Genomic DNA, 21936 nt, shown 5'->3' with positions numbered 1-21936 from the left:
TCAATAGGACCCTCCCTGCGATGAGTCGTCAGCCATCAAGGGTTGGCAACGTTTACGCAAACGATGAATTTTCGACAAAAAAGTACCTCGTGGCATATTCAGTTGCTCACACGCTTCATCGGTACTTAACCCCAGTACAGCCCAGTGATATAAAATCTCTCGCTCTGTTGTACTTAATGTTGCCCATATTTGTTGTAATAACTCTTGATTGATATGTAATGCTTCGAGATTGAGTGGAGAAATATCGTAGGACGATTGTTCCTCAAAAGTATCTTCCTGCCAGCGTTGCTGGTGGCGATAGCGGTCAATATAACGGTGACGAATTGACTGCCTGATATAAGCCATTTTTTGTTTAACGGCGTTTCCCGATTGTAATTCGCGTAAATAACTTTCAACCGCGCTTTGTAATAAGTCTTTGGCGTTGTCATGGTGCTGGGTTAACACCATGGCGTATTGAAACAGGCTTTGTAATTCAGTGCGGTTAAGACGACTCATGAATGACCCCAGCCTGCTCGATTGTGATGTATCTGTATCGTGAAACCAGACGACTGATCGCAGTTGGTTTCACAAGTCATCACAAACTCGTTTTTAGCGTTGGCTTGTGTCTTTACCTGTGTCAGGGCCTGGACGGGGAAGGTTAGTTGTGGATGAAAATGTTTTAACCCCGGAAAAATCTGATCAGCATGGGTTAGCCTAAAAGGTAATACAGTATCGTTGGCCTGATACGTCGGGGTAATCTGATAATAAAATCCCAGAATGTGGTATTCGACCTGAGCGATATCGGCCAATAACAGCCAGTCTTTTTCATTGGCTTTAGGGCCAAATTGTTGCTGTGCTAACCAATCGCAGAAACCATTACCAAACTGATTAATGTCCCAGCGTTGTTGGTGTTGGTGTTGGTGTCGGTGCCGATGTTGTCTGTCGTGATGGATAATGTATTGCTGAGCCAAAGGATAAAATAATTCTTCGCCACATAAATGATGCGTTAGCGGGTAATTATTAACCAAAGCCTGGATATGCCCCGCCAGCTGATTATTACGGTAGATTGGATGTTGTTGCAGAATGTGGTGACAAAACTGTTCGAGCAAATGGTGATAACCTCGCGGGTCTCCATTACTGGCAGCATTGCATAACAGAGGCTGAGAGGTCGCTTGTGTCATGCCGATTCTCCATACAAACAGCGTTGCTCTGCAATGTATTGAGCGCGTTGTTGTTGCTCCAATAGCACTCCAAACGATGGCAGATTGTTGTCCCACTCAATCAGACAAGGTGGTAGGCTGCTGGTTCCGGTTTTTTGCCAATGGTCAATAAAGTCAGCCCATAACTGCCAAACCGGATCGCTAACGGCATTGCCGTGTGTATCCACCAGATAATCATCCTGTTGTGAATGACCTGCTAAATGAATCTCACCAATCGCTTGTGCGGGTATCTCACTCATCACGTGCTGCAGGGAATGTTGTGGGTCGTGCGGAAAATTTTGTTGGTTAACGTACAGATTGTTTAAGTCCATCAACACCCCACACCCCGTGCGTTGGCAGAGCTCGGCTATAAACTGTGCTTCGCTGTAGTTGCTTTCTGGATAGACGCTGTAACGTGATACATTTTCGATCAGGATCTGGCGGCCAAACGCTTCCTGAACCTGATGAATTCGGCTGGCAAAATGATGGATGGCTTCCGTGGTGTAAGGAACGGGTAATAAGTCGTGAAAGTGTTGGCCATTATGAGCTGTAAAACAGGCGTGCTCTGACACCAGTGCTGGCTGGTAATCATGAATCACCTGCTTCAGTGCTGTCAGGTAATGTTTGTTAAGAGGGTCGGTTCCTCCCAGGTTCAGGCTGACACCATGAAAACTGAGGGGGTAATGTTCAGCGATTTGACGCAGATAATACTGGTTCAACGGAGCATTGAGGAAATTACAGATATGAACCTCAAACCAGGCAACGGCGGGCTTTTGCTGCAATATAACGTCCAGATGAGGGGTGCGCAGGCCTAAGCCCACGCCCTCTGCAAGATTGGCTGATACCATGGTCATTATTTCGCAGGTTTTACTTTTGCGACCTGTCCACCAGTAATTTTTTCGCAGGTACCTTTGGGAACATAAACCCATTCGATGTCCAGATTGTCGAGTTTGGCCTGGCCCGCACAGCCATGGGAGCCATCGAGGGCGCCACAATCATTCATGCCCGCTTTAGCAATGCCCGCACATTTTTCCCAGGCTTGTGGAGCATCTGGTACCGCATGGGCACTGGCAGCGCTGAGAGTTCCAAGGCCGATTAAGGTCGCAGAGACCAGTTGTTTATGATTCATTGTTGTTGTCCTCAAATGGTGATGGCACCCACGAATTGATGGGCTTACATACAAAGACGACTCAGCCGGTGCTTTGATTGCGAGGCAATGCGCATTACTATTCGTTTTTTAGTTTTGGTACGCCTGATATCAGTGCAAAGAGGTAATGTTGTGCAGACCCGTTTATTAAGCAAAGAAGAATTTGACGCTACCCGTTCGCAGCCACAACGAGTAAACGACGGAGAGCCGCCGGCGGATTTCTGGACTTATGTTGAGTCGATCCCGGCTGAAGATTTTGGTGTGGCAGATTGCCGTGAAGGGCAGGTGAGCCATGTATATCGTATGGGCGACCTGTATGAGCATGTGTTAATTAACAGTCAGTATCAGGGGCTGGCGATGGTGGTTGTCATTGATCTGAATGAAAAACGAGTTTATGGACATTATTTGTTGGACATTAATCCGGTGAATACTCAAGTTCCTGAAAGTTGATTTAAAAAAACCATAAAAAAACCGGAAGCTGTTTTACAGCTGCCGGTTTTTTTATGCCATCTATGTGGCAAGAGGGTTATTCGGATGTTCCCAAGTTAAATAACGCAGCAGCTTCACGATCAACCTCAGAGAGCGGTTTGATATCTTCGAGCTCGCCACCATTCACAAATAATAACCAAGGCTGTTGCTGGTCGATAATGGCTGATTGGTAGAGCGCCTGAATGTCTTCTAACGTTAGCTGTTTGACCTGTTCAGCGATAGCAGGCATGGAGTCAAAGCTGTAACGCTGATCTCCCAGGTCACGCCAGAAACGGCTGGCTTTTTCAGCCATATTTTTGGGCTTTTCCAGTAACAGGTTAATTAACCCATTCTGAAAATTAACAAACTCTTCTTGCGACATAGTGGTTAATGTCTCAGCAAACTGTTTAAAGAAGGTTTGTGAGTGCGCAAAAATTTTCTCCGGGCTGGCTTCCGGTGACTGCACAATAAAGGCCAGAGCCGGTACGGTTTGTTGTGGGTACGGCGTGGCAAACACAATGTATCCCAACTGTTGTTCGGTGCGCATATATTGGTAATACGGGGCTGACAACACTTGTCCCATCAGGCTCATGGCGGCACGGCTGCGATCTGATGTGTCTGCACCCTGAACGTACAAGGTGAATGCCGTGTCCTGATGATCAACCTGCACCGGTTGCTGGTGTTGCCCGGCGGGTGCTTTGCGGACTTTGGCCGGTGTCAACAGCGCATGGTTGGCCGGGAAGGCTGCCTGAACCTTATCAGCCATATCTCGTGCCTGAGCCTGTGACAAATGACCGTGTAAATACAGCTGGTGTGCCATTTTGTCAGAGAAGCCGGCGGCAAACGACTCGACATCTGCACGGGTGACGTTTTCCAGTTCGGCTAACAATTGTTGTGGGCTGAATGCGGGTTGGTACAACCAGTGTTTCAGCTCTTCCAGCGAGCGTTGATAGGGTTTGCCTTTTAACTGGTTTTCCAGCGCACGCTGCAGTGAGTTTTTATAACGAATAAATTCATCGTCGTTTAACTGCGCCTGCTGCATTTCTGTTAACACACGTTGCAACAATTCCGGCAGCTTATCCTGATAGCCACCAATGTGTAATAACAGGCCCTGACCAGAAACACTGAGGTTGTAACTCAGCCCGGCGATGGCAGCCGGGTAACTATAAGTATTTAACGCTTCATTAACGGTGCGGGTATATAAGCGCGCTAACACACGCTGGCGCGCACTGTTCTGGATATCAGGCTGTTGCAGCAACACACGGACATGCGATTTTGGTTGTTTAAAATCCGGTTCGGCGTAATACCACACCGCACGCTCAGCTTCATTGATCAGTGCCAGCGGTTTTTCTGTGACAACGTCTGCCTGTAATTCCAGGTTTTCCGGTATAAACGGGTTGGCCTGTGGCAGATGCATGGTGTCCAGACCACTGGTGGTTAATTCCAGTGACGGGAAGGTACTTGGACGCAAGCGAATGTTGGTGCCGTACCAGGGGTCGACAATTTCGGTGGTAACGTTGGGCGCAATCAGTGTGCGCAGCATGTTATCGGCTGTTAATGCATCCAGGAACGGTTTAATGGTTGGCTGGCTGATTGGTTGCCACTTGTAGTCACCGTAAATCACGTCATGCGGTTGGTAGACCAGCAAGTTGCTGCTCAGGCGAACGACATAATCGGATAAACGGCTTTGCTCCTGGAAGCGGAACGCCAGCTCACTCAGGTTCGCCTGCTCCTGGCTGATGTATTCAGGCAGCGGTGCCTGCTTCATCAGATCAATATAATGCATCAGTGCCAGGGTAATCTGATCGGTATATAACAAGCCTTTTTGTGTCAGGCTGACCTGTACCACCATGGTGGTTTCATGATCACTGGCCATGGAGCGACCGGCACTTAAACCTTCTGCCCAGCCACGTTGTTTCAGGAAGGCTAACAAGCTGCCTTCGCCTTCATGACCAATCAGGCTGCTGATGACCTGAATCGGTTTGTAGGCATATAAATGTTTTGATGCTGGTAACGGAAAGGTAAATTGCAGACGACGAATTTCTTTCACCGGCTCAATATTCAGATCTAACGGCAGTTGCCCTTCGGTGAATAACGGCACTGGTTGTGGTTGTTTTGTGGTTTGTTGTTGTGGAACGGCATTAAAATGTGAAACCGCCCACTGTTCCAGTTGCTCCAGAGAATAATTACCCGCCAGTACCAATGTCATTTTATCGGATGAATAATGCTTGGCATAAAAATCCAATAATTCATCACGAATATTGCTGCCATCGCGATCGGCCAGCGTGTCCAGGTTGCCGGTTGAGAAGGAGGCAAACGGATGAGCCGGGTTCATTGCTTGTTTTTCAGCGGAAAAAATACGGCGGAAGTCATCTTTGTATTTGGACTTATATTCAGCATGAACCGCATTTTTTTCACGCTCGACGTATTGTGCGTCAAACGTTGGGGAAATAAAGAAAGGCGCAAAACGATCCAGTGCGCCTTCCATTGCAGTGTTATTGACCTCAAAGAAATAAGTGGTCTGGCTGTTGGCTGTAAAGGCATTGTGCGAGCCACCATTACGGGAAATATAAGCCTGGTAGTCACCCGCTTCCGGGTAAGGCTCGGTTCCTAAAAACAGCATGTGCTCTAAAAAATGCGCCAGGCCTTCACGTCCTTCCGGATCATCGCCACTGCCCACTGAAACCGAAACCGCTGCTGCGGCTTTATCCGCGTCAGGGGTCGAAACCAGCAGCGTTTTCAGCCCGTTATCCAGTTCCAGATAACGATATTGATAAGGGTCTGACGGGCTGACGATCAGCTCGGGTTGATCAAGGCGTTGGTACATAGAAAAAACAATCGCTGCAAATACGATGAGTAAAAAAGTCCAGTAACGAGGTGACAACATGCCAGCTCCTTTCCGTAAGGTTTATTGTTATTAGCCGACTCTGAATCAGTGAGCCGTGCCATTGGCATTAATAATGGCCTGGGCATCCGCAATTGAGTGACGCTGAGGGTCCAGTTGATTGATCAGGTTAAGACGTTGTTTGCTGTCTTCAAGTTCCGCCAGAACCAAAGCAAACTGCCCCTGAAATGCCTGGTCGATGGTGTCATACAGTTCCTGGGCGGCATCTTTGGATTCACCAGCATTACTTTCGCGCAATGTTTTTAAACACGCTAATGCAATCTGATGGTAAGCCTGGTCTTTATTCACTTCTGACTCCTGAAAACTATTTTGAGCGTTATTATCGCCGCTAATAATAACTCAGCCGGGTAGGATGAACAGCGTTATCGTGTCGGGAAATGTGAAACCGGGAGTGAATGAATCTGAGATGCTGGAAAGCCACGCTTCAGATTCTGAACCAGGCGAGTTGATCCGCTGTCAGAGGCGGAGACAGAGCATCACCGCTGAGCCAGTCTACATCACTTTGGTGCGCCGCCGCCAAGGCATCGGTGGAGTGAATATCGGGTGCATAAATGCTCAGTTTATGGGTGTGAATGCGTTGTAATAAACGCTTACTTTGCGGCAACGACTTGTTGTTGCTCATATTGGGTAAAAACTCGGGCGCCAGCACCACACCTTCAATGGGCAGAGTCAGGATCTGGCGTGAGTTGAGGAAGCTACGACCAAAATTGGCGACAAATAAGCGACATCTTGCCTGACGCCAATCGTGTCGTAATGATTGCTGAGGATACGATTCGTCCATCAGCTGGCTTTCATTGACAAGAATAACGGGGTCAATTGTATTGATCGAGCCTTGTTCTGCTATCAGATCTTCCAGCGCTTGCAAGTAGTTGCGGTTGGCTGCTTCATCGGCCAGCTGTGCGTCATACACCACACATAATGTTCCCTGAAAGGAAGCTTGCCAGGCTTGTAACATCACTGTTAGCCAGTCATGCCACTGTTGCTGGTCATAGTTAATATGAGGTGTTTTAAGCGCCACTATCTGACCACTGGCGTCGAATAATGCGGTGGTTTTATAGTCGCTATGTCGTTGCAAGCATTGGCCAGTTTCGTGATTTTCAGCAGTTTTTTCAGCGGGGAACGGCTTGTGTGCATTAACATCGTGAGTCGGGTGCTGTGAATATTCCGAATCATGATGTGTGTAGCGTTTGAGTTCATCCTGATAGGCGCTCGGTGCCAGGGTATTCTGGCTGACAAAGCGACACAAGCATACGCGATAGTGTTCACTGACGGAGGTCACTGCCATCCAGGCTGAAATTTTCTGTTCAGACATGGGTAAAAAACTGAAATACCCCAGCCAGCTGTGACTAGATTCAACCTGAGTGGTGATCTCAGCCTCTAACTCAAATGGCATGGCCGACAGGTTTGCAGCAAACAGGTTGATGCCAACCAGATCGGATTCCTCAACCCCTAGTGCTTCACAAACGGATGGGTTGGCCAAACGAATGACCCAGTTAGCATCGGTTAGCAGCAGAGGCTGATCGCCCTGAACATTGTGGCGCAGGAAAAGTGCTTTGCGCAGCAACTGATGTTGTTTAAGGCCTTCGGTGACATCATTTTTGAGCAGCAGGTTATCCCAGGGTTTTGCCACAAACCGGTGAACATCACCATGACGCCAGGCCTGTTGCAGAACGGGGTAATCAACTTGTCCGGATAACAGGATGCGGTAAGTGGCCGGAGAGCGCTGACGGACTTCACGACACAATGCTAAACCATCGGTGTTTGGCATTTTGTAGTCGGTGATCATCAGATGAATATCGTGCTGTGCAAATAACGTCAGTGCCTCGGACGCGTTGTTAGCCTCAAAAATCGTGAATGTGTCAGAGCGGAGCATTCTGCGCAGGGTTTGCAGGATGTCGGCTTCATCATCAACCAGTAATAAATTCCACTGCATCACTTGTCTCGTCACTTTTTAACAGGCCATCTATTACTGTAGCTGGCCTCACCAGTGAATAACAAGCGGATAACCGCATCATTAATGAGCGGTAACACATTGCTACAGAAATAATTCGCACAGAAAACAGGGTTTTTATACCCGTTTCTTGTTTACTACGGATTTTGCCTTGCATTGCTCGCAGGCTATCTATACTGAACCCATGTCCTGCTGAGTTTGAGAGTTCATGGTGAGGGATAAACAAGCATTAACAACCGGCGAAGTCGCTAAATATTGTGGTGTGAATTTTCGCACTGTCATCCGTTGGATTGAGCGCGGTCATCTTGAAGCGTATAAATTGCCGGGGCGCGGAGATAACCGCATACCGATAGAAAGCTTTGTTGCGTTTCTGAAAGGCAACAATATGCCGGTACCTGATGATCTGGTGCTCGGCGGTAAGGTGTTGTTGCTATTAGCGGGTAACAACGACAAGTCGATTGAGATTTCCGCCGCCGTTCGCCGGGCCGGTTGGGATGTTAAGGTGACATCAGACCCGATTCAATTTGGCTTTATGATTGCCCAGCAACAGCCCGGAGCGATCGCTGTCAGTGCAGACAAAGATCGCCAGTCGGTCGAAAAAGTACTTAAAGATGTCGAAGGTCGGGATATTTTGTGTTTGTGCTTCGACAAACCTGTCAATAAAGAAGCTGCTAACAGTCATTCCTGGTTGTATTATCAGTGGCCTAACGATCAACAAGAGCTGATTAATTACCTGACCAGCGATGTTGCTGCCTGATGCTCTTTGCTAATACAACAGGGTTGTGATGAATCTGGTTTGGCTTTTTTTAACAGTAACCCTGTCTCTGCTTGTTTCGTATCTGATTCTGCATTCCCGTAAGTTATCCAAACAGCTGGAGGCGGTTGAAAAAGACCGCACCCGGTTTCGGCTGCTATGGAAGCAAATGCCGGACATTGTCACTGAAATTGACCTCAATGGTTACATCGTTGATATCAATCACCCGGCCAGCGGTTTTGATAAAAGTCAGGTATTGGGAACACCTTGTGAACAATACCTGACGCCCGAGGTGGTCACTATTTTTCGTGACAAGATGCGCCAGGCCATCAGCACCCGGGTGACGCAACAATACGAAATGAGCGTCGATGCCGGCACTCAAGGAACACTGTATTTTTCCAATCAACTGGTTCCGATTATTTGTGATGGTGAATTGCATAGCCTGATGGCCATCAGTTCGGATATTTCGGAGCAGGTGAAAGCCAGAGAAGTGCTCAGGCTGGAGCGTGACCAGGCGGAAGAAGCCAATATTGCCAAAAGCCGCTTTCTGGCGAGCATGAGTCATGAGATTCGTACCCCGATGAATGGCTTGTTAGGGATGGCTTCGTTACTGGAGCAAACTGAGTTATCCAGTGAGCAGCACAGCTTCCTGAAAGTGATTCAAACCTCCTCTGACCACCTGCTGGCCATCGTCAACGATATTCTCGACTTATCAAAGATTGAAGCGAATAAGCTGGCTATCGAGGAAGAGGTATTCAGTTTACGCAGCATGGTGGAAGACTTGCTGAGCATGGTTTCGGCTAAAGCTAAAGAGAAAAGCCTGGTGCTGCAATCCTTTACCGAAGATGAGGTGCCCGACTTATTGCTCGGGGATGCTATTCGTATTCGCCAGATTCTGATGAATTTTCTGACCAATGCCATCAAGTTCACCGAACGAGGTCATGTGTTATTACGCGTTGTTCGGGTTGAGCGTGAGCAGCAGCGGGTATGTTTGCGTTTTACGGTGGAAGATACCGGATTAGGCATTGAAGCCAATAAGGCCATGCACTTGTTTGATGAATACAGCTTTGCTCATGGGCGGTTATCAACCATGGTTGGAGGTACCGGATTAGGGCTGAGTATTTGTCAGCGTCTTGCCAACCTGATGAACGGACAGGTTGGGGTGGTCAGTGCCCCCGGTGTGGGTTCGAACTTTTGGCTGGACTTATCGCTGGCGACTGTTGATGACGTTACCTTGCCGGTAGAAGAAGCCGCATCTGATCGTGTTAATACACACTCGCTTTGGCTGGTCGATGAGGTTCCGGTGAATCGGGCTTTGCTGGTTTCGGTTGGGCGGCGTTTACAAATGCCACTGCAACAGTTTGGCAGTTTGGATGATGTCAGTCAGGCAATTAACCGTGGTGAATCATTACCCGAAATTCTGGTGATCTCGAGGCGTTTATTTGAATCATTGCCGGACGCTATGGAGTGTTTGGTTGAGAAGGGGGTACGCATTGCTGTGACCTTTTCTGAGGCTGTTCATTTTGAAGAATCCAGCCTGAGAAAGCAGGGGGTTTACGGCTATTGGGACTGGCCCATCAGTGAAGAAAAATTACGCTCAATGCTGTTGGCACTGTCACAGTGTGAGACACAGCCAGAGCGCTTAATTACCCAGTACCGTCGAACAGGGGTGCTACCGGATAACTCGAAAGAACGGTTACAGCATAAACGTATTCTGTTAGCAGAAGATAACCCGGTGAATCAAAAGGTGGCGACTCAGATGCTCACCCGGATGGGGTGCGATGTTCGGGTTGCCACCACCGGATCTGAAGCCGTTGAACTGTATCAGGCACAGGCGTTTGATCTGATCTTGATGGATTGCCATATGCCGGAAATGGATGGTTTAGACGCAACGCGAGCGATTCGTAAGCTCGAAGGTGAAGCACACATTCCGGTTCTGGCATTATCGGCCGACGTCATGGCAGAACAGAAAAAAGCCTGCCTTGACGCTGGTATGAATGATTATCTGGCCAAACCTATTCGTGTTAATGAGCTTAAACAGGCTTTGTTAAAGTTTCTGTGATGACTTCATGAGGTGCCCTAGGTTTTAGAGCACGCTGCCATAGGGAATAAAGCGATTATCCGTTTTATTCTTGAGTGCTTTGATAAAATCTTTTTCCGGAAGTTGCTGATTCTTCTTCAGATAGCGGAAAATCCAGATAGCCGGGTTTTTATCCCGTGCTTGCCAACCGCTTAATTTCACTTCTGCAACCGTATAAAAGGTAGCCAGCGCCAGCTGTTGTTCATGGCTTAACTGCGCAATCACGGGTTGCCATGCTTCTTCGGTTAACTGCAGCCAGCTGCGGCCTGAAGCCAGTTGTGCATCATCCAGCAGCGCTGATATATCACCGCTACTCTCCAGCGCTTCTGCGGCCGAGGCCATTTTTTGCAGCACTGTCAAGTCGGGACTGGTAGAAGAGGGGTTGGCGGGTTGCCAAACATCGACCATAGAGGGTTACCTGATTCGCTCGTTGAGAAACGCAAGGATATACTAAAGCAATAATCAGGATAAACCGTTCATAGAATAGGGTTTTGGTTGCGATAAGATAGCTGAAGCATCTGCCAGCCCCCTTTCATAACACAGAACTCTGCGGTTAAACGGTATATAAAGAGAGTAATATGTCTGATCTGTTTGCGGATATTCGTCCGTTTAATGATGATGAAGTTGAATCCGTACTGACGCGGTTGTTGGCATCCGACACCCTGGTGTCTGCCATGCTGCAGTATCGTCTGCCACAACTCCCAAGGCTGTTGCGCCCTGTGGTCAAGCCGTTGTTTCGTACTTTGATGCGTACTCAGTTTAACCGTTTATCGTCAGTTGAGGATTTTCAATTCTGGCTGGAACCCCGGGTTGAGCAACTGTTAAACAGCACAACGACGGAAGTTGAAGTGTGTGGCCTGGACAACCTTGACCCGGAAAAAACACACGTCTGGATTTCCAATCATCGCGACATCGCGATGGATCCGACCATGATTAACTATTCTCTGCACCTGGCAGGCTGGCCAACCAGCCGGATCGCCATTGGTGACAACCTGTTGTCAAATCCAGACGTGGCCGATGTGATGCGGCTCAATAAGAGCTTCGTCGTTAAGCGTAATATTGAAAATAATCGTCAGAAGCTGAAAGAGTTGCAGCGTTTATCGGCGTATATCCGTCATTCCGTCAGCGAAGGTGAATCGATCTGGATTGCTCAACGTGAAGGCCGGGCAAAAGATAATATTGATCGCACCGATACGGCGGTTTTAAAAATGCTGGCCTTACATGGCCGTGCCAATAAAGAATCGTTTACGGACACCATGCAGCAGCTGAACCCAGTCCCGGTATCTATTCAATACGAATGGGATCCGTGTGATGTATTAAAAGCCCGGGAATTGGTGATGTTGGAACAAACCGGCAGTTACCAGAAGGAAGCGGAAGAAGATGTTCGCAGCATTTTATTGGGACTGACCGGGTGTAAAGGTAAAGTAAAAGTGAACTTTGGACGTCCTCTGACGGAGTCAGAATTGCTCGATGCTGATACAATGGCGCGCTGTATCGATCAGCAATTGACTGACATGGCCGAAATTTGGCCGGTTCATCAAGCCGCCGCAGAATTGTTACAAGCAGATGACGGTTTGATGTCTCAGGCTGCTCAGCGCCAACCGATCGATAATAAAAAAGTACAACTTGAACAGCGCTTAACGGGACTCCCGGATGCTGTTCGCCAGCAAATGCTTAAAAATTACGCCGTCGGTTGTTCTGCAGAAATATCTGACTGACCAGCTTGTTGCGGCACAGCAGAGATTGCCATTATGTCGCAACGTTTTGTTTCTCATATCCGTGTTTTTTTCTTATCGCTGTCTTTTGTTTGGTTAACAGGCTGTGACCTGGGCATTGATTACAGCGATAAAGATGAACGTATCGACGTTAATTATTTTAAGCAGCAGTGTGATAAAGACTCCGCCAGTCTTTGCTTTAGCGTCAAAGATGAAGGCAGCGACAGTGATTACGAGGTATTTAATAACCTCAATGGTTTCAGCAGTTATCAGTGGGGAAATTACTACACGATTAATGTTGAAACTTCTTTCGACAACTCAGGTGATGCAGAAAGTTATCGCTTCTTATCCGAACACACTTCCACCGCCAACAATAATGCGTTCAGCCTGACACTGTATCCGCGTTCAGGTGTGATCAGTGCGGCCAACTCAGAAAAAACGTCCTGGTCTTTGGGGGGCGAAATTACCTTTACCACGACATCAGAGCAGGGAACGGATATTGATCAGGCGATCGCCGATGATCATGTCATGCAACTTGAATTCACCGCAGCAAGCAACGTGCTGACGTTCTCTTCCCTGGTTTGTTCCGCTGCTGAAGATGATTTTGCATCGGCTTGTGAAGGCATCAGCAAAGACGAATGGACCATCCGTCATTTTCAAAGTGATTGTAATTTTACCGAGCCAACTCTGTGTCTGGTCTACCGTGCCGACAGTTCGGATGACTGGGAATTATTGCAAACCACATCATCGGATATTTCGGGCTTTTCTCCGGAGTGGGGTCAGCAATATGACATCGAGGTCGAAAAAACACTCAGCTCAGGTGGCCAGCTGACGTCGGCCAAACTGGAAACGAATGATGACTCGCCCGAAACTCTGTCTGGCAGCAGCAATAATTTTTTATTTGTTTTGAATGCCCGAGACCTGGCCGATGCTGACTCGGATAATAAAATTACGCTCTATGATGGTGAGCAAACACTCCTCTGCGACACCCTGTGTAATGATTTTGCTCAGGCTAAAGACGACGAACATATGTTGTTGCTGGATGCTTATGTTGAAGTCAGCGGAGGCAATAACACCCAAAACAACAACCAAAGTGATGGTGATGCGTCAGTGAACCAACGCATTGAAGTTGTGGTGACGTCGATTGTCTGCAACGAAAATGTGGGTAGCGACTTTGACAGCTGTGTTGAGGATCAGGACGATATCGATTGGTGGCCAGCTAACCAATCTCAGTAGCATTGTTAAAATACTGGAACGGAATTTCCAGGTTAATCGTTTCGTCAGTTAGCCAGATGGTATTGTCATCAATGGTCAGCTGTAGATTCATCGTACGTTTGACGATCTGGCCCAGCTGATCACAGCCCTGAAGTTCCAGTACCGAGACATTATCAAAGCGTTCCAGCTTGCTCTTTTGCTGCTCCCACCAGATGGAGAATGGTCGTTGTTGAAATCCTGCAATGACCACGTGTTCTGAGCGACCGCTGGCTTTCCGAACGCGCTTTTCGTCCGGTTGACCCAATTCAATCCATAGCTCAATTTCGTCACTCAGGCTCTTCTGCCAGATATCCGGTTCATCATCACTGCTCAGGCCTTTGGTGAACTCCAGTGAATCACTGGCGTATAAACAAAAGCATAGTAACCTGACCAGCATGCGTTCTTCTGTTTCGGATGGGTGTAATGCCAGAGTTAAGGTGTAGTCCTGATAATGGTGGCGACGTAAATCAGAAATATTCAATTGCGCTTTAAAAATAGTGGCAGATAAAGCCATAAAAAATCCTGGAAAATAAAAGGAGAGTTTGATGATTTAAGGTATCAGCAGGCGCTCATTGACGATTTTCTCTGGCCCATACTTCCAACATCATTCGTACACGGTCATCACACATCTGATCAGACAACTGCAGGTCTTCCCGTACTTCCCGTATCAGGTTTTGATCCTGAACCTGATCATAACAAGCGCTCACTTCCAGGCTGAGGTCACGTCCGCAAGCTTCGTATAAGGTTTCTAATAATTGCTCTGTTCGCGGAGCGTCATCACTGGCAACCAGTGGTTGCTCCAGGTCGTGTTCCAGCTCACGTAATACCGACCAGCAGGTTTCGCCCCGCTGATAGAGTGTGTCCTGGCTGATACCGTGCAGGTCTTCGAGTGCAAAGTCCCAGTCATGCCAATCGTCTTCGGGTTGTATCAGGGTTGTTTTGATGGTGCCATCGGCCAGTGACCAGGCAATGGCAACAGGGTGGGCGTTTTCTTCCCAGGAGCTGCCATCAACGGCCAGAAAATGAGGGTAACGGTGGCTGCTTTCATCGGTCATGTTCAGCGATGCTCGTGGATAATTAAATTCGGGCGAATGTACGACGTCAGCCAGGCTTTGACAAGGGTAGGGGTGTCAGAAACTGTTCGGCCTGTTCGGCCGGCAATGGTCGTCCATAAAAATACCCTTGTGCTAAGTCGCAACCGCTATCAATCAGAAATTTTGCCTGTTCTGACGTTTCAACGCCTTCAGCGACGACCAACATATCCAGATTTTTTCCCAGTGCAATAATGGAAGAGGCAATAGCCTGGTCAGCGTTACTATTGCTCAGATCTTTAACAAAAGTCCGGTCAATTTTAATGGCATCAACAGGCAGGTTTTTCAGGTAATTTAATGATGAAAAACCGGTGCCAAAGTCATCGAGATAAATATATATCCCGTTACTGCGGAAATATTCTAATACCTGCCGGGCATTGTTGAGATCCTGCATCAGCAGGCTTTCGGTAATTTCAATAGAAATCAGATTGTGCGGCAGCTGCAGGGTTTCCAGCGTGCTGATAATGTCTTTATCAAAATCCGGTATTAAAAACTGTTTTGGCGAAATATTAATACTGATATTGGCGTTAAAACCACGCTCATACCAATGTTTTGCCTGCTGCGCTGCCTGGCGTAATACCCAATCGCTGACACGGCCAATCATGCCAGCATCTTCAGCAATGTGAATAAAGCTGTCGGGAGGAATAAAGCTGCCATCTTTTTGCGGCCAGCGAATTAATGCTTCAAAACTGTGTGTTGCCGTTGTACCTGCTGTTGCACCGTGCTGCTGTAAAAAAAACTTGGGTTGGTAAAATAACTCCAGCTCGTCATTTTCCAATGCATGGCGCAGATTGGTTTCCATTGTTAAACGGTGTTGTGCAATCCGCTCCAGTGATGGCGTAAAAAAGTGGAATCGGTTTTTGCCATTTTCCTTGGCTCGGTACATGGCAATATCCGCATTTTTAAGCAGTGCACCCGGTGTTGTACCGTCGTTCGGGTACATTGCAATACCCATCGAAGCGCCAATAAAAAAGGTTCGGTCATTAACCGGAATGGGCTCTGCCAGTGTTTCTAACAAACGTTCGGCCAGGTACAACACTTCTTCCTGATTACGCACTGCGTCGAGCAGGATGACAAATTCATCGCCACCTATGCGAGCGAGAGTGTCACTTTCCCGTATCCGATTTTTCAGACGTTGGCTGACTTGCTGTAATAACACATCCCCCGCGTCATGGCCCAGGCTATCGTTAACCGCTTTAAATGCATCAAGGTCAAGATAACAGACGGCTAAGCGCTTTTTCTGGCGCTGAGCACGCTGGATGGCATTTTCCATGCGATCCAGTAATAACACGCGATTGGGTAGCTGAGTTAAGGCGTCATGACGGGCCTGATGCTCGATGGTTTGTTCTTTTTCACGAATTTCAGTGGTATCCCGTAACATCCAGATAAATCCAGCCACAGGGTCATTGCAGGCATAAGCCTCAACCCAGTGGTTATTATGGCTGCGGTACACTTCATGTAAAAAATCACCGGGAGAATTGATCAGTGATTCCACCTGGTGTTGTAGCTTTTGTGGCTCAGTGACCAAACTCATGGAGTTTTTCATCAGGTCGCGTAAATCCATGCGCTGGATTTCATCTGGACTTAATTGGCTTAACGCCAGGTAACGCTGGTTATAAACCGCCGGGTGGCCATCGGTGTTAATGACTAACACACCTTCTTGTGATGCATTCAGTGTGGCATCCAGAATCTGATAAGACTGCTTCAGTGCTTGCTGAGAGGCGGCCTGTTCCTGAAGGTTGATACGTAATTTATGATTGCGTTGCAGTAACTCTTCGGAGGTGAGCTGTAATGAACGCTCCAGCATTTCCCGATCCACATCCTGTTGCTGATAGGCCTGATCAATGACTTCCAATAAGTCTTTAAAGCGGTGCTGATCTTGTGGATCCGGCAAATAGCGCTTTAGCTGGCGTTTTAACAAACGATGCATGGCTACTCCTGTTCCGAAAAGGTCGTAACCGTCATGGTTTGATTGTGCAGGTTACAAGGGCCGTTCCCCATGATGGGTGCAATTTCACCATAAGAATAAAAGCCGCTATGGGGAATATCCTGGCACAGGGTTTCGGATAACACTTCGACTTCTTCATCGGCAATTTGTTGCAATACCGAACGACGGCCAATACAACTGACCATCAAGGCAAAGTCAGGACAGCTGTCTGCGCAGTCTCCACACGCTTGTGCACTGGCTAGCTGAGCGCCATCAATCAGGCTATCCATGCTGGCATGCATCAACTGGGTGATTGAACCTTCGGGAATATTTAACGCAAAAATCAGGCAGTTATCTTCGCGGTCGATACCAAACACGGTGCAAACAACCTGATCAGTGTCTTGTTCGTGGTAACGTACGCCTAATGGAAAACGCTGGCCTGAGGCTGGCAGATCGGCGGCATGTTCACCCAGGTATTGCTCATACAATGCCAGCGCACTCTGGCCATCTAATTCATATAAACGATTGCCTTCTGAGCGTGTCACATAACGCATTGGGCCAAATGCTTTCCAACCGCCATAACAGCCATATTTCACCTGTAATCGGCTGCCATAAAAACCAACCAGAAGAATGCGATTGCTGGAGATACCATCCTGATGATAGGTGTAGGTTTGCTGATAACGTTCACCGTCGCCGGCCACCCCACCCGAGATGTTATTAAATGGAGCCAGAGCGGTGGTGATTCCCTGAACCGCTGTTTGGGCGTTTACTGATAAGCCATCGGTGAGCATCATCAGGTGTTGAAGATCTGTATGCTTAGCCTGCTGCGCCAGCTGTTCCGCTACAGCCGCACTGCTGTCGGGTGAAGTTACTTCCTGGCTGAATACTTTGATACGGGTATCGGAAAAATACATCAGAGTAATGGTGGCAATATTATCGCGTACGGTGCGTTGCGCAATTTCTCCGCTGGTGGAGCATCCGGCAATGTGAGTTTCCGGGAAATGATGCTGTAGCAGAGGTAATGCTTGTCGTGCGGCTTCATTGCCAAACAGAAGAATTAACTGCGGCGCTTCGTCAGGAAGCTCTGGCGTCATCTTGCCATTCTGCCAGATGTGTTGGCTGACTTTCATACCTGTTCTCCTGTTATATTCATACCGGTGGGGTAGTCATGAAATAAAAGAAACAGGGTGCCGCGCATAAAAGCCTCTCAGGTGGTGCTCCGGAGAAACTACATTCTCCGCTAATCGACTCAGTTTAGCAGTGAAAAACTATCTATGCTGGCTGCTTTTCCCCATATTTTTTAAATGGTTATAGTGCCCGATAAGCGCTTGCCACACGGTTGGGTATGAGCGCATTCTGTTGGCAACCGAAGTTGAACGCAGCATACGATTTAATTCCGGGTAGTGAATATGGCTGATGCGAGGAAATAGATGATGCTCGAGCTGAAAGTTCAGTCCTCCCAGTGCCCAGGTCACCAGTCGGTTGTCGGTAGCAAAATCCACCGTGGTTCTCAACTGGTGTACTGCCCATTCATCAGCCATTTCTCCGTCTTTGTCTCCTCCTTGTTGTGGTGCCGGAAACTCCGCTTTATCAACCACATGCGCTAGCTGGAAAACCACCGCAAACAGAAACCCTAAGGCCGCATGCATGATTAAAAAGCCGGTGATGGTATTTTCCCAGCCCAGCAATGTCGCAGGCAGCATCAGGTAAAGGCCGATATAAAGCGCCTTGGAACACCAGAACTCAACATGGTCTGCGATGCTCATACTATGACTGAAAGCGCGACTGGCAATGCGGCGGGTGAAGTAGGCCTTATAATCTAAAACAAAGAACCAGAATAAACTGGTCAGCGGATACAGAAACCAGGCATAGAGGTGTTGCCAGCGGTGAAAAAACAATCGAGGCTGCCTTGGGCTCATACGGAATAAACCAAATGCATCAATGTCTTCATCCAGCTCATCTACGTTGGTAAAGGTATGGTGATTGCGATTGTGCTTTTGTGCCCAATAAAACCGGTTTGAGCCAATCAGGTTAAAGCTCAGTGCCGCCAATCGGTTGACTTTTTTTGAGCGGCTGAAAGATTCGTGGGCACCATCATGCATGATATTAAAACCAACCAGTGCGGTTGCGATTCCGTGTGCCATCCAGGCCAGCCAGCTACACCCGGAAGGTGCGATAAAAATTAATAAAAAGCTAAGCAGAAATGCGCTACTGATAATGGCCGCTTTGCGATAGAGAGTACGATTGCCGGTTTTATGCGTGTTGCTGTCACGGAAGTACTGATTGACCTGCTGCGATAGCTGTTGGTAAACCACACGATTCCCGCTGGGAAAATGGATCGAATGCATTGTTATTATTGGAGTTAGTTATTTTGTCGTATCTTAGCGAAATCGTGTCTGATATTAAATACTGGTAAGGCATCGGTTAAATATCCGGCACAAACTGCTCGGCTTGCTCCTGATGTTTTTTGCGGAAAGCACGAGGGGACATGCCCAGCCAGCGGCGAAAAGCTCGGCCAAAATTTGATGGATCGTTGTAGCCCAATTGGTGGGCTAATTCATCGATGGAGCAAGGACTATTCAGCAGTGCCTTCATGGCTGATTCGCAGCGAACTTCTTCAATAATGTGCTGATAGCTGGTGTTGATTTGAGCCAGTTGCCGGTTAATTGTCCTGGGACTGGAATCCAGCCGTTCCGCCATCACCGCCAGCGTTGGGTGGGCTTGTAGCTGCTTTAGTTGTGAGCGGATTTTACTGGCCAGATCTTGCCCTTTATCGAGCTGATCGAGTAATTCGAGGCATTCCGCTTTGGCATTTCTCCGGGCAATGATGTTGGCATTGGAAACCTGGGCATCCAATAAATACTCAGGCAAGCACAGCTGATTATGCGTCTGCTTAAACATCACTGGCACGCCAAGAATATCCTCATAACAAAAATCAGGTTTTTGTGCGCTGCCAGTGAGTTTGACGATGGCGGTTAACTCTTCGTGCTGTTGAATCAGAAAACGAAAAATGGTGACAAAGGTGGACAGGATATTGTGTACAACAAAGTCAAATGTATCAGGCATCGCCGCTAACCGGTTAATCTGAATAATGGCGCTGTCGTCTTCCTGAATAAAACGAATGTCCGCCATCAGGGTTTGGCTTCTGGCATAACGAATGGCTAACGACAGGGCATCATTGAGGGTTTCTGAGGCCATCATGGTCAGTCCGAGAAAGCCATGGCTGTGGACATTCATACGCTTACCATGTTCCAGCCCTAGCAACGGGTCATTAGTGAGCCGGAGCGCATTTTCGATAATTTTATGATATTGCAGCGGGGAAACCTGCTCCCGGGTTGATGTCAGGGATTTGGCAGACAGGCCAGTACTGCTAACCAGTTGATGAGGCTGAATACCCTGATGGGCCAGCATTTCAATTAATTGTGATAAATATTCGGTATCGATGCAGGGCGTTTCGATACCAGGTGTTTCTGAATGCTGTCGGGAAGTTGAACTGGCTGATGGCATGGGGCGTATCGGATAGGTATTGGCGTATTATGACCGGAATCATTTCATGATTGGCCCTTTAACTCAATGAAACTTTGCTTCATAGTTCGGGTTATTAAAAAAACAATCAGACCTTCTGCTCGGCAAACTCAGTTTTTCTTACGGCTCAGGGACGTCAGGGCAACGGTTATTCTCTTAAAATCCGCATTGGGGAGACTACACGTGGAAGCATCTTTCTGGGATGGTAAGCGCGCACCTGGCGTGCCAGATACGATTAATCTGAGCGAATACGACGCAGTTGTTGAAGTGATAGAACACTCTTTCAAACGTTATGCTGAGCGTCCGGCATTCACCAGTATTGGTTATACACTCACGTATCAACAGATTGATGAATACAGTGCAGCCTTTGCGGCTTATCTGCAAAATCATACAACCCTGAAGCCCGGTGATCGCATCGCGATTCAGATGCCAAATATTCTGCAATTCCCGATTGCGATGTACGGTGCACTGCGTGCCGGCATGGTGGTGGTAAACACCAACCCGCTGTACACCGAACGAGAGATGAAACATCAGTTTAATGATTCTGGTGCCAAAGCTCTGGTGTGCATGGATGTGTTTGCTCAATCCGTACAGAACATTAAAGACGAAACGGGTTTACAGCATATTATCGTGACGTCGCTGGCGGATATGTTGCCTTTCCTCAAGCGTACTCTGATTAACAACGTCGCTAAGTACGTTAAAAAGATGGTTCCGGCCTACAGCTTGCCGCAAGCGGTGTCTTTTCGTCAGGCCCTGGCTCAGGGCGCGAAACATAATGGTTTTGAGAAAAACTATATTAAGAATCCGGATGACACCATTATTCTGCAATACACCGGTGGTACGACCGGTGTAGCCAAAGGTGCAGAGCTGACCAACCGTAACCTGGTTGCCAATATGATGCAGGCTCACGCCAGCTTGCAGCAGGTTGACGACAAAGGGCAGCCGTTAAAACCAACCAGCGGTGCAAAAATTGTTGCGCCACTTCCGCTGTATCACATTTATTCATTTACTGTGCACTTAATGGCCCTGTTTGAATCGGGTGATCACAGTATTCTGATCGCTAACCCGCGTGATACCGATATGTTTGTACGCATGATGAAACCGCATCAGCTAACCGGCATTATTGGTTTAAACACCTTGTTTGTTTCTTTGCTGGCTCACAAAGAATTCCGTGAGATGGACTTCAGTCAGCTGCGTATCACGTTATCGGGTGGTACGGCTCTGGTGGACGACACCGCCAGTCGCTGGAAAGAATTAACCGGTGTGGGTATTTCGGAAGCTTATGGTTTAACCGAATGTTCTCCAGCCGTGACCATGAATCCGGGTGCCGGACTTGAGCGTCAGGGAACCGTTGGCCTGGCAGTTCCTGGTACTGCCTTGAAGTGCATCGATGATGAAGGCAATGAAGTTGCTATTGGTGAGCGCGGCGAGCTGTGCGTGAACGGCCCGCAGGTCATGAAAGGTTACTGGAATCGTCCCGAAGCGACGGCAGAAACATTCACCCCGGATGGCAAATGGTTCCGTACTGGTGACGTTGCGGTGATTGATGAAGACGGTTTCGTCAAAATCGTTGACCGGATTAAAGACATGATTCTGGTGTCAGGTTTTAACGTTTATCCAAATGAAATTGAAGATGTGGTTGCCGCTCATCCGTCGGTTGAAAACTGCGCGGCCATTGGTATCCCTGATGACAAAACCGGCGAAGCAGTGAAGTTATTTGTGGTTGCGTCAGACTCGAATGTGACGGTCGAAGAAATCCGTAACTTCTGCCGTGATAAATTAACAGCGTACAAAGTGCCACGTTATGTTGAATTCCGAGAGGAATTACCAATGACTCCAGTTGGTAAAATTCTGCGTCGTGAATTAAAAGACGAAGAGAACGCGAAGCAAGCTGAGCCAGCCTGATACGTTTATTCTTCTGACAAAACGCCCGCTTTTAAG

The 21936-nt window shown here is 47.9% G+C and carries 20 protein-coding genes; 6 read left to right on the top strand and 14 right to left on the bottom strand.

From position 1 onward, the window contains the following. The 4 genes from KFF03_RS12235 to KFF03_RS12220 are packed head-to-tail and all read right to left on the bottom strand — an operon-like array spanning position 1 to position 2307. On the bottom strand, positions 1 to 495 hold the full coding sequence (locus KFF03_RS12235; RefSeq protein WP_255857205.1) for an RNA polymerase sigma factor: 495 nt from the start codon (positions 493 to 495) through the stop codon (positions 1 to 3). After that, complete coding sequence (locus KFF03_RS12230; protein ID WP_255857204.1) at positions 492 to 1160, bottom strand: putative DNA-binding domain-containing protein; 669 nt, start codon at positions 1158 to 1160, stop codon at positions 492 to 494. The genes KFF03_RS12235 and KFF03_RS12230 overlap by 4 nt, the downstream gene beginning before the upstream one ends. Next, positions 1157 to 2032 carry a DUF692 domain-containing protein gene (locus KFF03_RS12225; protein WP_255857203.1) on the bottom strand — a complete coding sequence of 292 codons (876 nt, stop codon included), beginning with the start codon at positions 2030 to 2032 and terminating at the stop codon, positions 1157 to 1159. The genes KFF03_RS12230 and KFF03_RS12225 overlap by 4 nt, the downstream gene beginning before the upstream one ends. After that, entirely contained in the window at positions 2032 to 2307 is a 276-nt protein-coding gene (locus tag KFF03_RS12220) for a DUF2282 domain-containing protein (protein WP_255857202.1), read from the bottom strand. The genes KFF03_RS12225 and KFF03_RS12220 overlap by 1 nt, the downstream gene beginning before the upstream one ends. 150 nt (positions 2308 to 2457) lie before the next feature. Between KFF03_RS12220 and KFF03_RS12215 the strand changes: the two genes are divergently transcribed. Next, positions 2458 to 2775 (top strand): hypothetical protein, encoded by a 318-nt coding sequence (locus KFF03_RS12215; RefSeq protein ID WP_255857201.1) that lies wholly within the window; start codon positions 2458 to 2460, stop codon positions 2773 to 2775. Positions 2776 to 2851: 76 nt separating this feature from the next. Here the strand turns inward: KFF03_RS12215 and KFF03_RS12210 are convergent, their stop codons facing one another. The 3 genes from KFF03_RS12210 to KFF03_RS12200 form a co-directional block, all read right to left on the bottom strand. Further along, the gene (locus tag KFF03_RS12210; RefSeq protein ID WP_255857200.1) at positions 2852 to 5680 is read right to left on the bottom strand and encodes an insulinase family protein; all 2829 of its coding nucleotides are present in this window, start codon (positions 5678 to 5680) and stop codon (positions 2852 to 2854) included. Positions 5681 to 5725: 45 nt separating this feature from the next. Then, complete coding sequence (locus KFF03_RS12205; protein WP_255857199.1) at positions 5726 to 5986, bottom strand: hypothetical protein; 261 nt, start codon at positions 5984 to 5986, stop codon at positions 5726 to 5728. Between the two features lie 136 nt (positions 5987 to 6122). Further along, the gene (locus KFF03_RS12200; RefSeq protein ID WP_255857198.1) at positions 6123 to 7631 is read right to left on the bottom strand and encodes a response regulator; all 1509 of its coding nucleotides are present in this window, start codon (positions 7629 to 7631) and stop codon (positions 6123 to 6125) included. A gap of 226 nt (positions 7632 to 7857) precedes the next feature. Here KFF03_RS12200 and KFF03_RS12195 point away from each other — a divergent pair, with 226 nt between their 5' ends. Together KFF03_RS12195 and KFF03_RS12190 are read left to right on the top strand one after the other, a co-directional pair. Beyond that, on the top strand, positions 7858 to 8406 hold the full coding sequence (locus tag KFF03_RS12195; RefSeq protein ID WP_255857197.1) for a helix-turn-helix domain-containing protein: 549 nt from the start codon (positions 7858 to 7860) through the stop codon (positions 8404 to 8406). Between the two features lie 28 nt (positions 8407 to 8434). After that, entirely contained in the window at positions 8435 to 10465 is a 2031-nt protein-coding gene (locus KFF03_RS12190) for a response regulator (RefSeq protein ID WP_255857196.1), read from the top strand. A 24-nt stretch (positions 10466 to 10489) separates the two neighbouring features. Here KFF03_RS12190 and KFF03_RS12185 read toward each other — a convergent pair whose 3' ends face one another. After that, complete coding sequence (locus KFF03_RS12185; protein WP_255857195.1) at positions 10490 to 10891, bottom strand: hypothetical protein; 402 nt, start codon at positions 10889 to 10891, stop codon at positions 10490 to 10492. Between the two features lie 170 nt (positions 10892 to 11061). Here KFF03_RS12185 and KFF03_RS12180 point away from each other — a divergent pair, with 170 nt between their 5' ends. Continuing rightward, positions 11062 to 12201, top strand: coding sequence for a 1-acyl-sn-glycerol-3-phosphate acyltransferase (locus tag KFF03_RS12180; RefSeq protein ID WP_255857194.1), 1140 nt, complete (start codon positions 11062 to 11064; stop codon positions 12199 to 12201). A gap of 33 nt (positions 12202 to 12234) precedes the next feature. Then, the gene (locus KFF03_RS12175) at positions 12235 to 13434 is read left to right on the top strand and encodes a DUF4377 domain-containing protein (protein ID WP_255857193.1); all 1200 of its coding nucleotides are present in this window, start codon (positions 12235 to 12237) and stop codon (positions 13432 to 13434) included. Here the strand turns inward: KFF03_RS12175 and KFF03_RS12170 are convergent. The 6 genes from KFF03_RS12170 to KFF03_RS12145 form a co-directional block, all read right to left on the bottom strand. Continuing rightward, positions 13418 to 13966 carry a YaeQ family protein gene (locus KFF03_RS12170; protein ID WP_255857192.1) on the bottom strand — a complete coding sequence of 183 codons (549 nt, stop codon included), beginning with the start codon at positions 13964 to 13966 and terminating at the stop codon, positions 13418 to 13420. The two genes, KFF03_RS12175 and KFF03_RS12170, sit on opposite strands and share 17 nt — an antisense overlap. Before the next feature lie 55 nt (positions 13967 to 14021). Further along, positions 14022 to 14507, bottom strand: a complete 486-nt coding sequence (locus KFF03_RS12165; protein ID WP_255857191.1) for a hypothetical protein — start codon at positions 14505 to 14507, stop codon at positions 14022 to 14024. Between the two features lie 46 nt (positions 14508 to 14553). Further along, positions 14554 to 16473 (bottom strand): bifunctional diguanylate cyclase/phosphodiesterase, encoded by a 1920-nt coding sequence (locus tag KFF03_RS12160; RefSeq protein ID WP_255857190.1) that lies wholly within the window; start codon positions 16471 to 16473, stop codon positions 14554 to 14556. A gap of 2 nt (positions 16474 to 16475) precedes the next feature. Continuing rightward, entirely contained in the window at positions 16476 to 17600 is a 1125-nt protein-coding gene (locus KFF03_RS12155; protein WP_255857189.1) for an FIST signal transduction protein, read from the bottom strand. Between the two features lie 138 nt (positions 17601 to 17738). After that, the gene (locus KFF03_RS12150) at positions 17739 to 18785 is read right to left on the bottom strand and encodes an acyl-CoA desaturase (protein WP_255857188.1); all 1047 of its coding nucleotides are present in this window, start codon (positions 18783 to 18785) and stop codon (positions 17739 to 17741) included. 109 nt (positions 18786 to 18894) lie between these two features. Beyond that, positions 18895 to 19977, bottom strand: coding sequence for an AraC family transcriptional regulator (locus KFF03_RS12145; RefSeq protein WP_255857187.1), 1083 nt, complete (start codon positions 19975 to 19977; stop codon positions 18895 to 18897). Positions 19978 to 20178: 201 nt separating this feature from the next. Between KFF03_RS12145 and KFF03_RS12140 the strand changes: the two genes are divergently transcribed. After that, positions 20179 to 21900: an AMP-binding protein gene (locus tag KFF03_RS12140; RefSeq protein ID WP_255857186.1), complete on the top strand. Its 1722-nt coding sequence runs from the start codon at positions 20179 to 20181 to the stop codon at positions 21898 to 21900. The last annotated feature ends 36 nt before the right edge of the window (positions 21901 to 21936 follow it).

Origin of the sequence: Bacterioplanoides sp. SCSIO 12839 (genome assembly GCF_024397975.1) — a bacterium.
Lineage (GTDB): Bacteria > Pseudomonadota > Gammaproteobacteria > Pseudomonadales > Oceanobacteraceae > Bacterioplanoides.
Note: the sequence above shows the minus strand (reverse complement) of the source record. Positions and strands in the feature narration are given on the sequence as shown.

Coding starts and splice junctions, on each gene's coding strand:
- KFF03_RS12235 (WP_255857205.1), bottom strand. CDS start 495: ATGAGTCGTCTTAACCGCACTGAATTACAAAGCCTGTTTCAATACGCC.
- KFF03_RS12230 (WP_255857204.1), bottom strand. CDS start 1,160: ATGACACAAGCGACCTCTCAGCCTCTGTTATGCAATGCTGCCAGTAAT.
- KFF03_RS12225 (WP_255857203.1), bottom strand. CDS start 2,032: ATGACCATGGTATCAGCCAATCTTGCAGAGGGCGTGGGCTTAGGCCTG.
- KFF03_RS12220 (WP_255857202.1), bottom strand. CDS start 2,307: ATGAATCATAAACAACTGGTCTCTGCGACCTTAATCGGCCTTGGAACT.
- KFF03_RS12210 (WP_255857200.1), bottom strand. CDS start 5,680: ATGTTGTCACCTCGTTACTGGACTTTTTTACTCATCGTATTTGCAGCG.
- KFF03_RS12200 (WP_255857198.1), bottom strand. CDS start 7,631: ATGCAGTGGAATTTATTACTGGTTGATGATGAAGCCGACATCCTGCAA.
- KFF03_RS12195 (WP_255857197.1), top strand. CDS start 7,858: ATGGTGAGGGATAAACAAGCATTAACAACCGGCGAAGTCGCTAAATAT.
- KFF03_RS12190 (WP_255857196.1), top strand. CDS start 8,435: ATGAATCTGGTTTGGCTTTTTTTAACAGTAACCCTGTCTCTGCTTGTT.
- KFF03_RS12185 (WP_255857195.1), bottom strand. CDS start 10,891: ATGGTCGATGTTTGGCAACCCGCCAACCCCTCTTCTACCAGTCCCGAC.
- KFF03_RS12180 (WP_255857194.1), top strand. CDS start 11,062: ATGTCTGATCTGTTTGCGGATATTCGTCCGTTTAATGATGATGAAGTT.
- KFF03_RS12175 (WP_255857193.1), top strand. CDS start 12,235: ATGTCGCAACGTTTTGTTTCTCATATCCGTGTTTTTTTCTTATCGCTG.
- KFF03_RS12170 (WP_255857192.1), bottom strand. CDS start 13,966: ATGGCTTTATCTGCCACTATTTTTAAAGCGCAATTGAATATTTCTGAT.
- KFF03_RS12165 (WP_255857191.1), bottom strand. CDS start 14,507: ATGACCGATGAAAGCAGCCACCGTTACCCTCATTTTCTGGCCGTTGAT.
- KFF03_RS12160 (WP_255857190.1), bottom strand. CDS start 16,473: ATGCATCGTTTGTTAAAACGCCAGCTAAAGCGCTATTTGCCGGATCCA.
- KFF03_RS12155 (WP_255857189.1), bottom strand. CDS start 17,600: ATGAAAGTCAGCCAACACATCTGGCAGAATGGCAAGATGACGCCAGAG.
- KFF03_RS12145 (WP_255857187.1), bottom strand. CDS start 19,977: ATGCCATCAGCCAGTTCAACTTCCCGACAGCATTCAGAAACACCTGGT.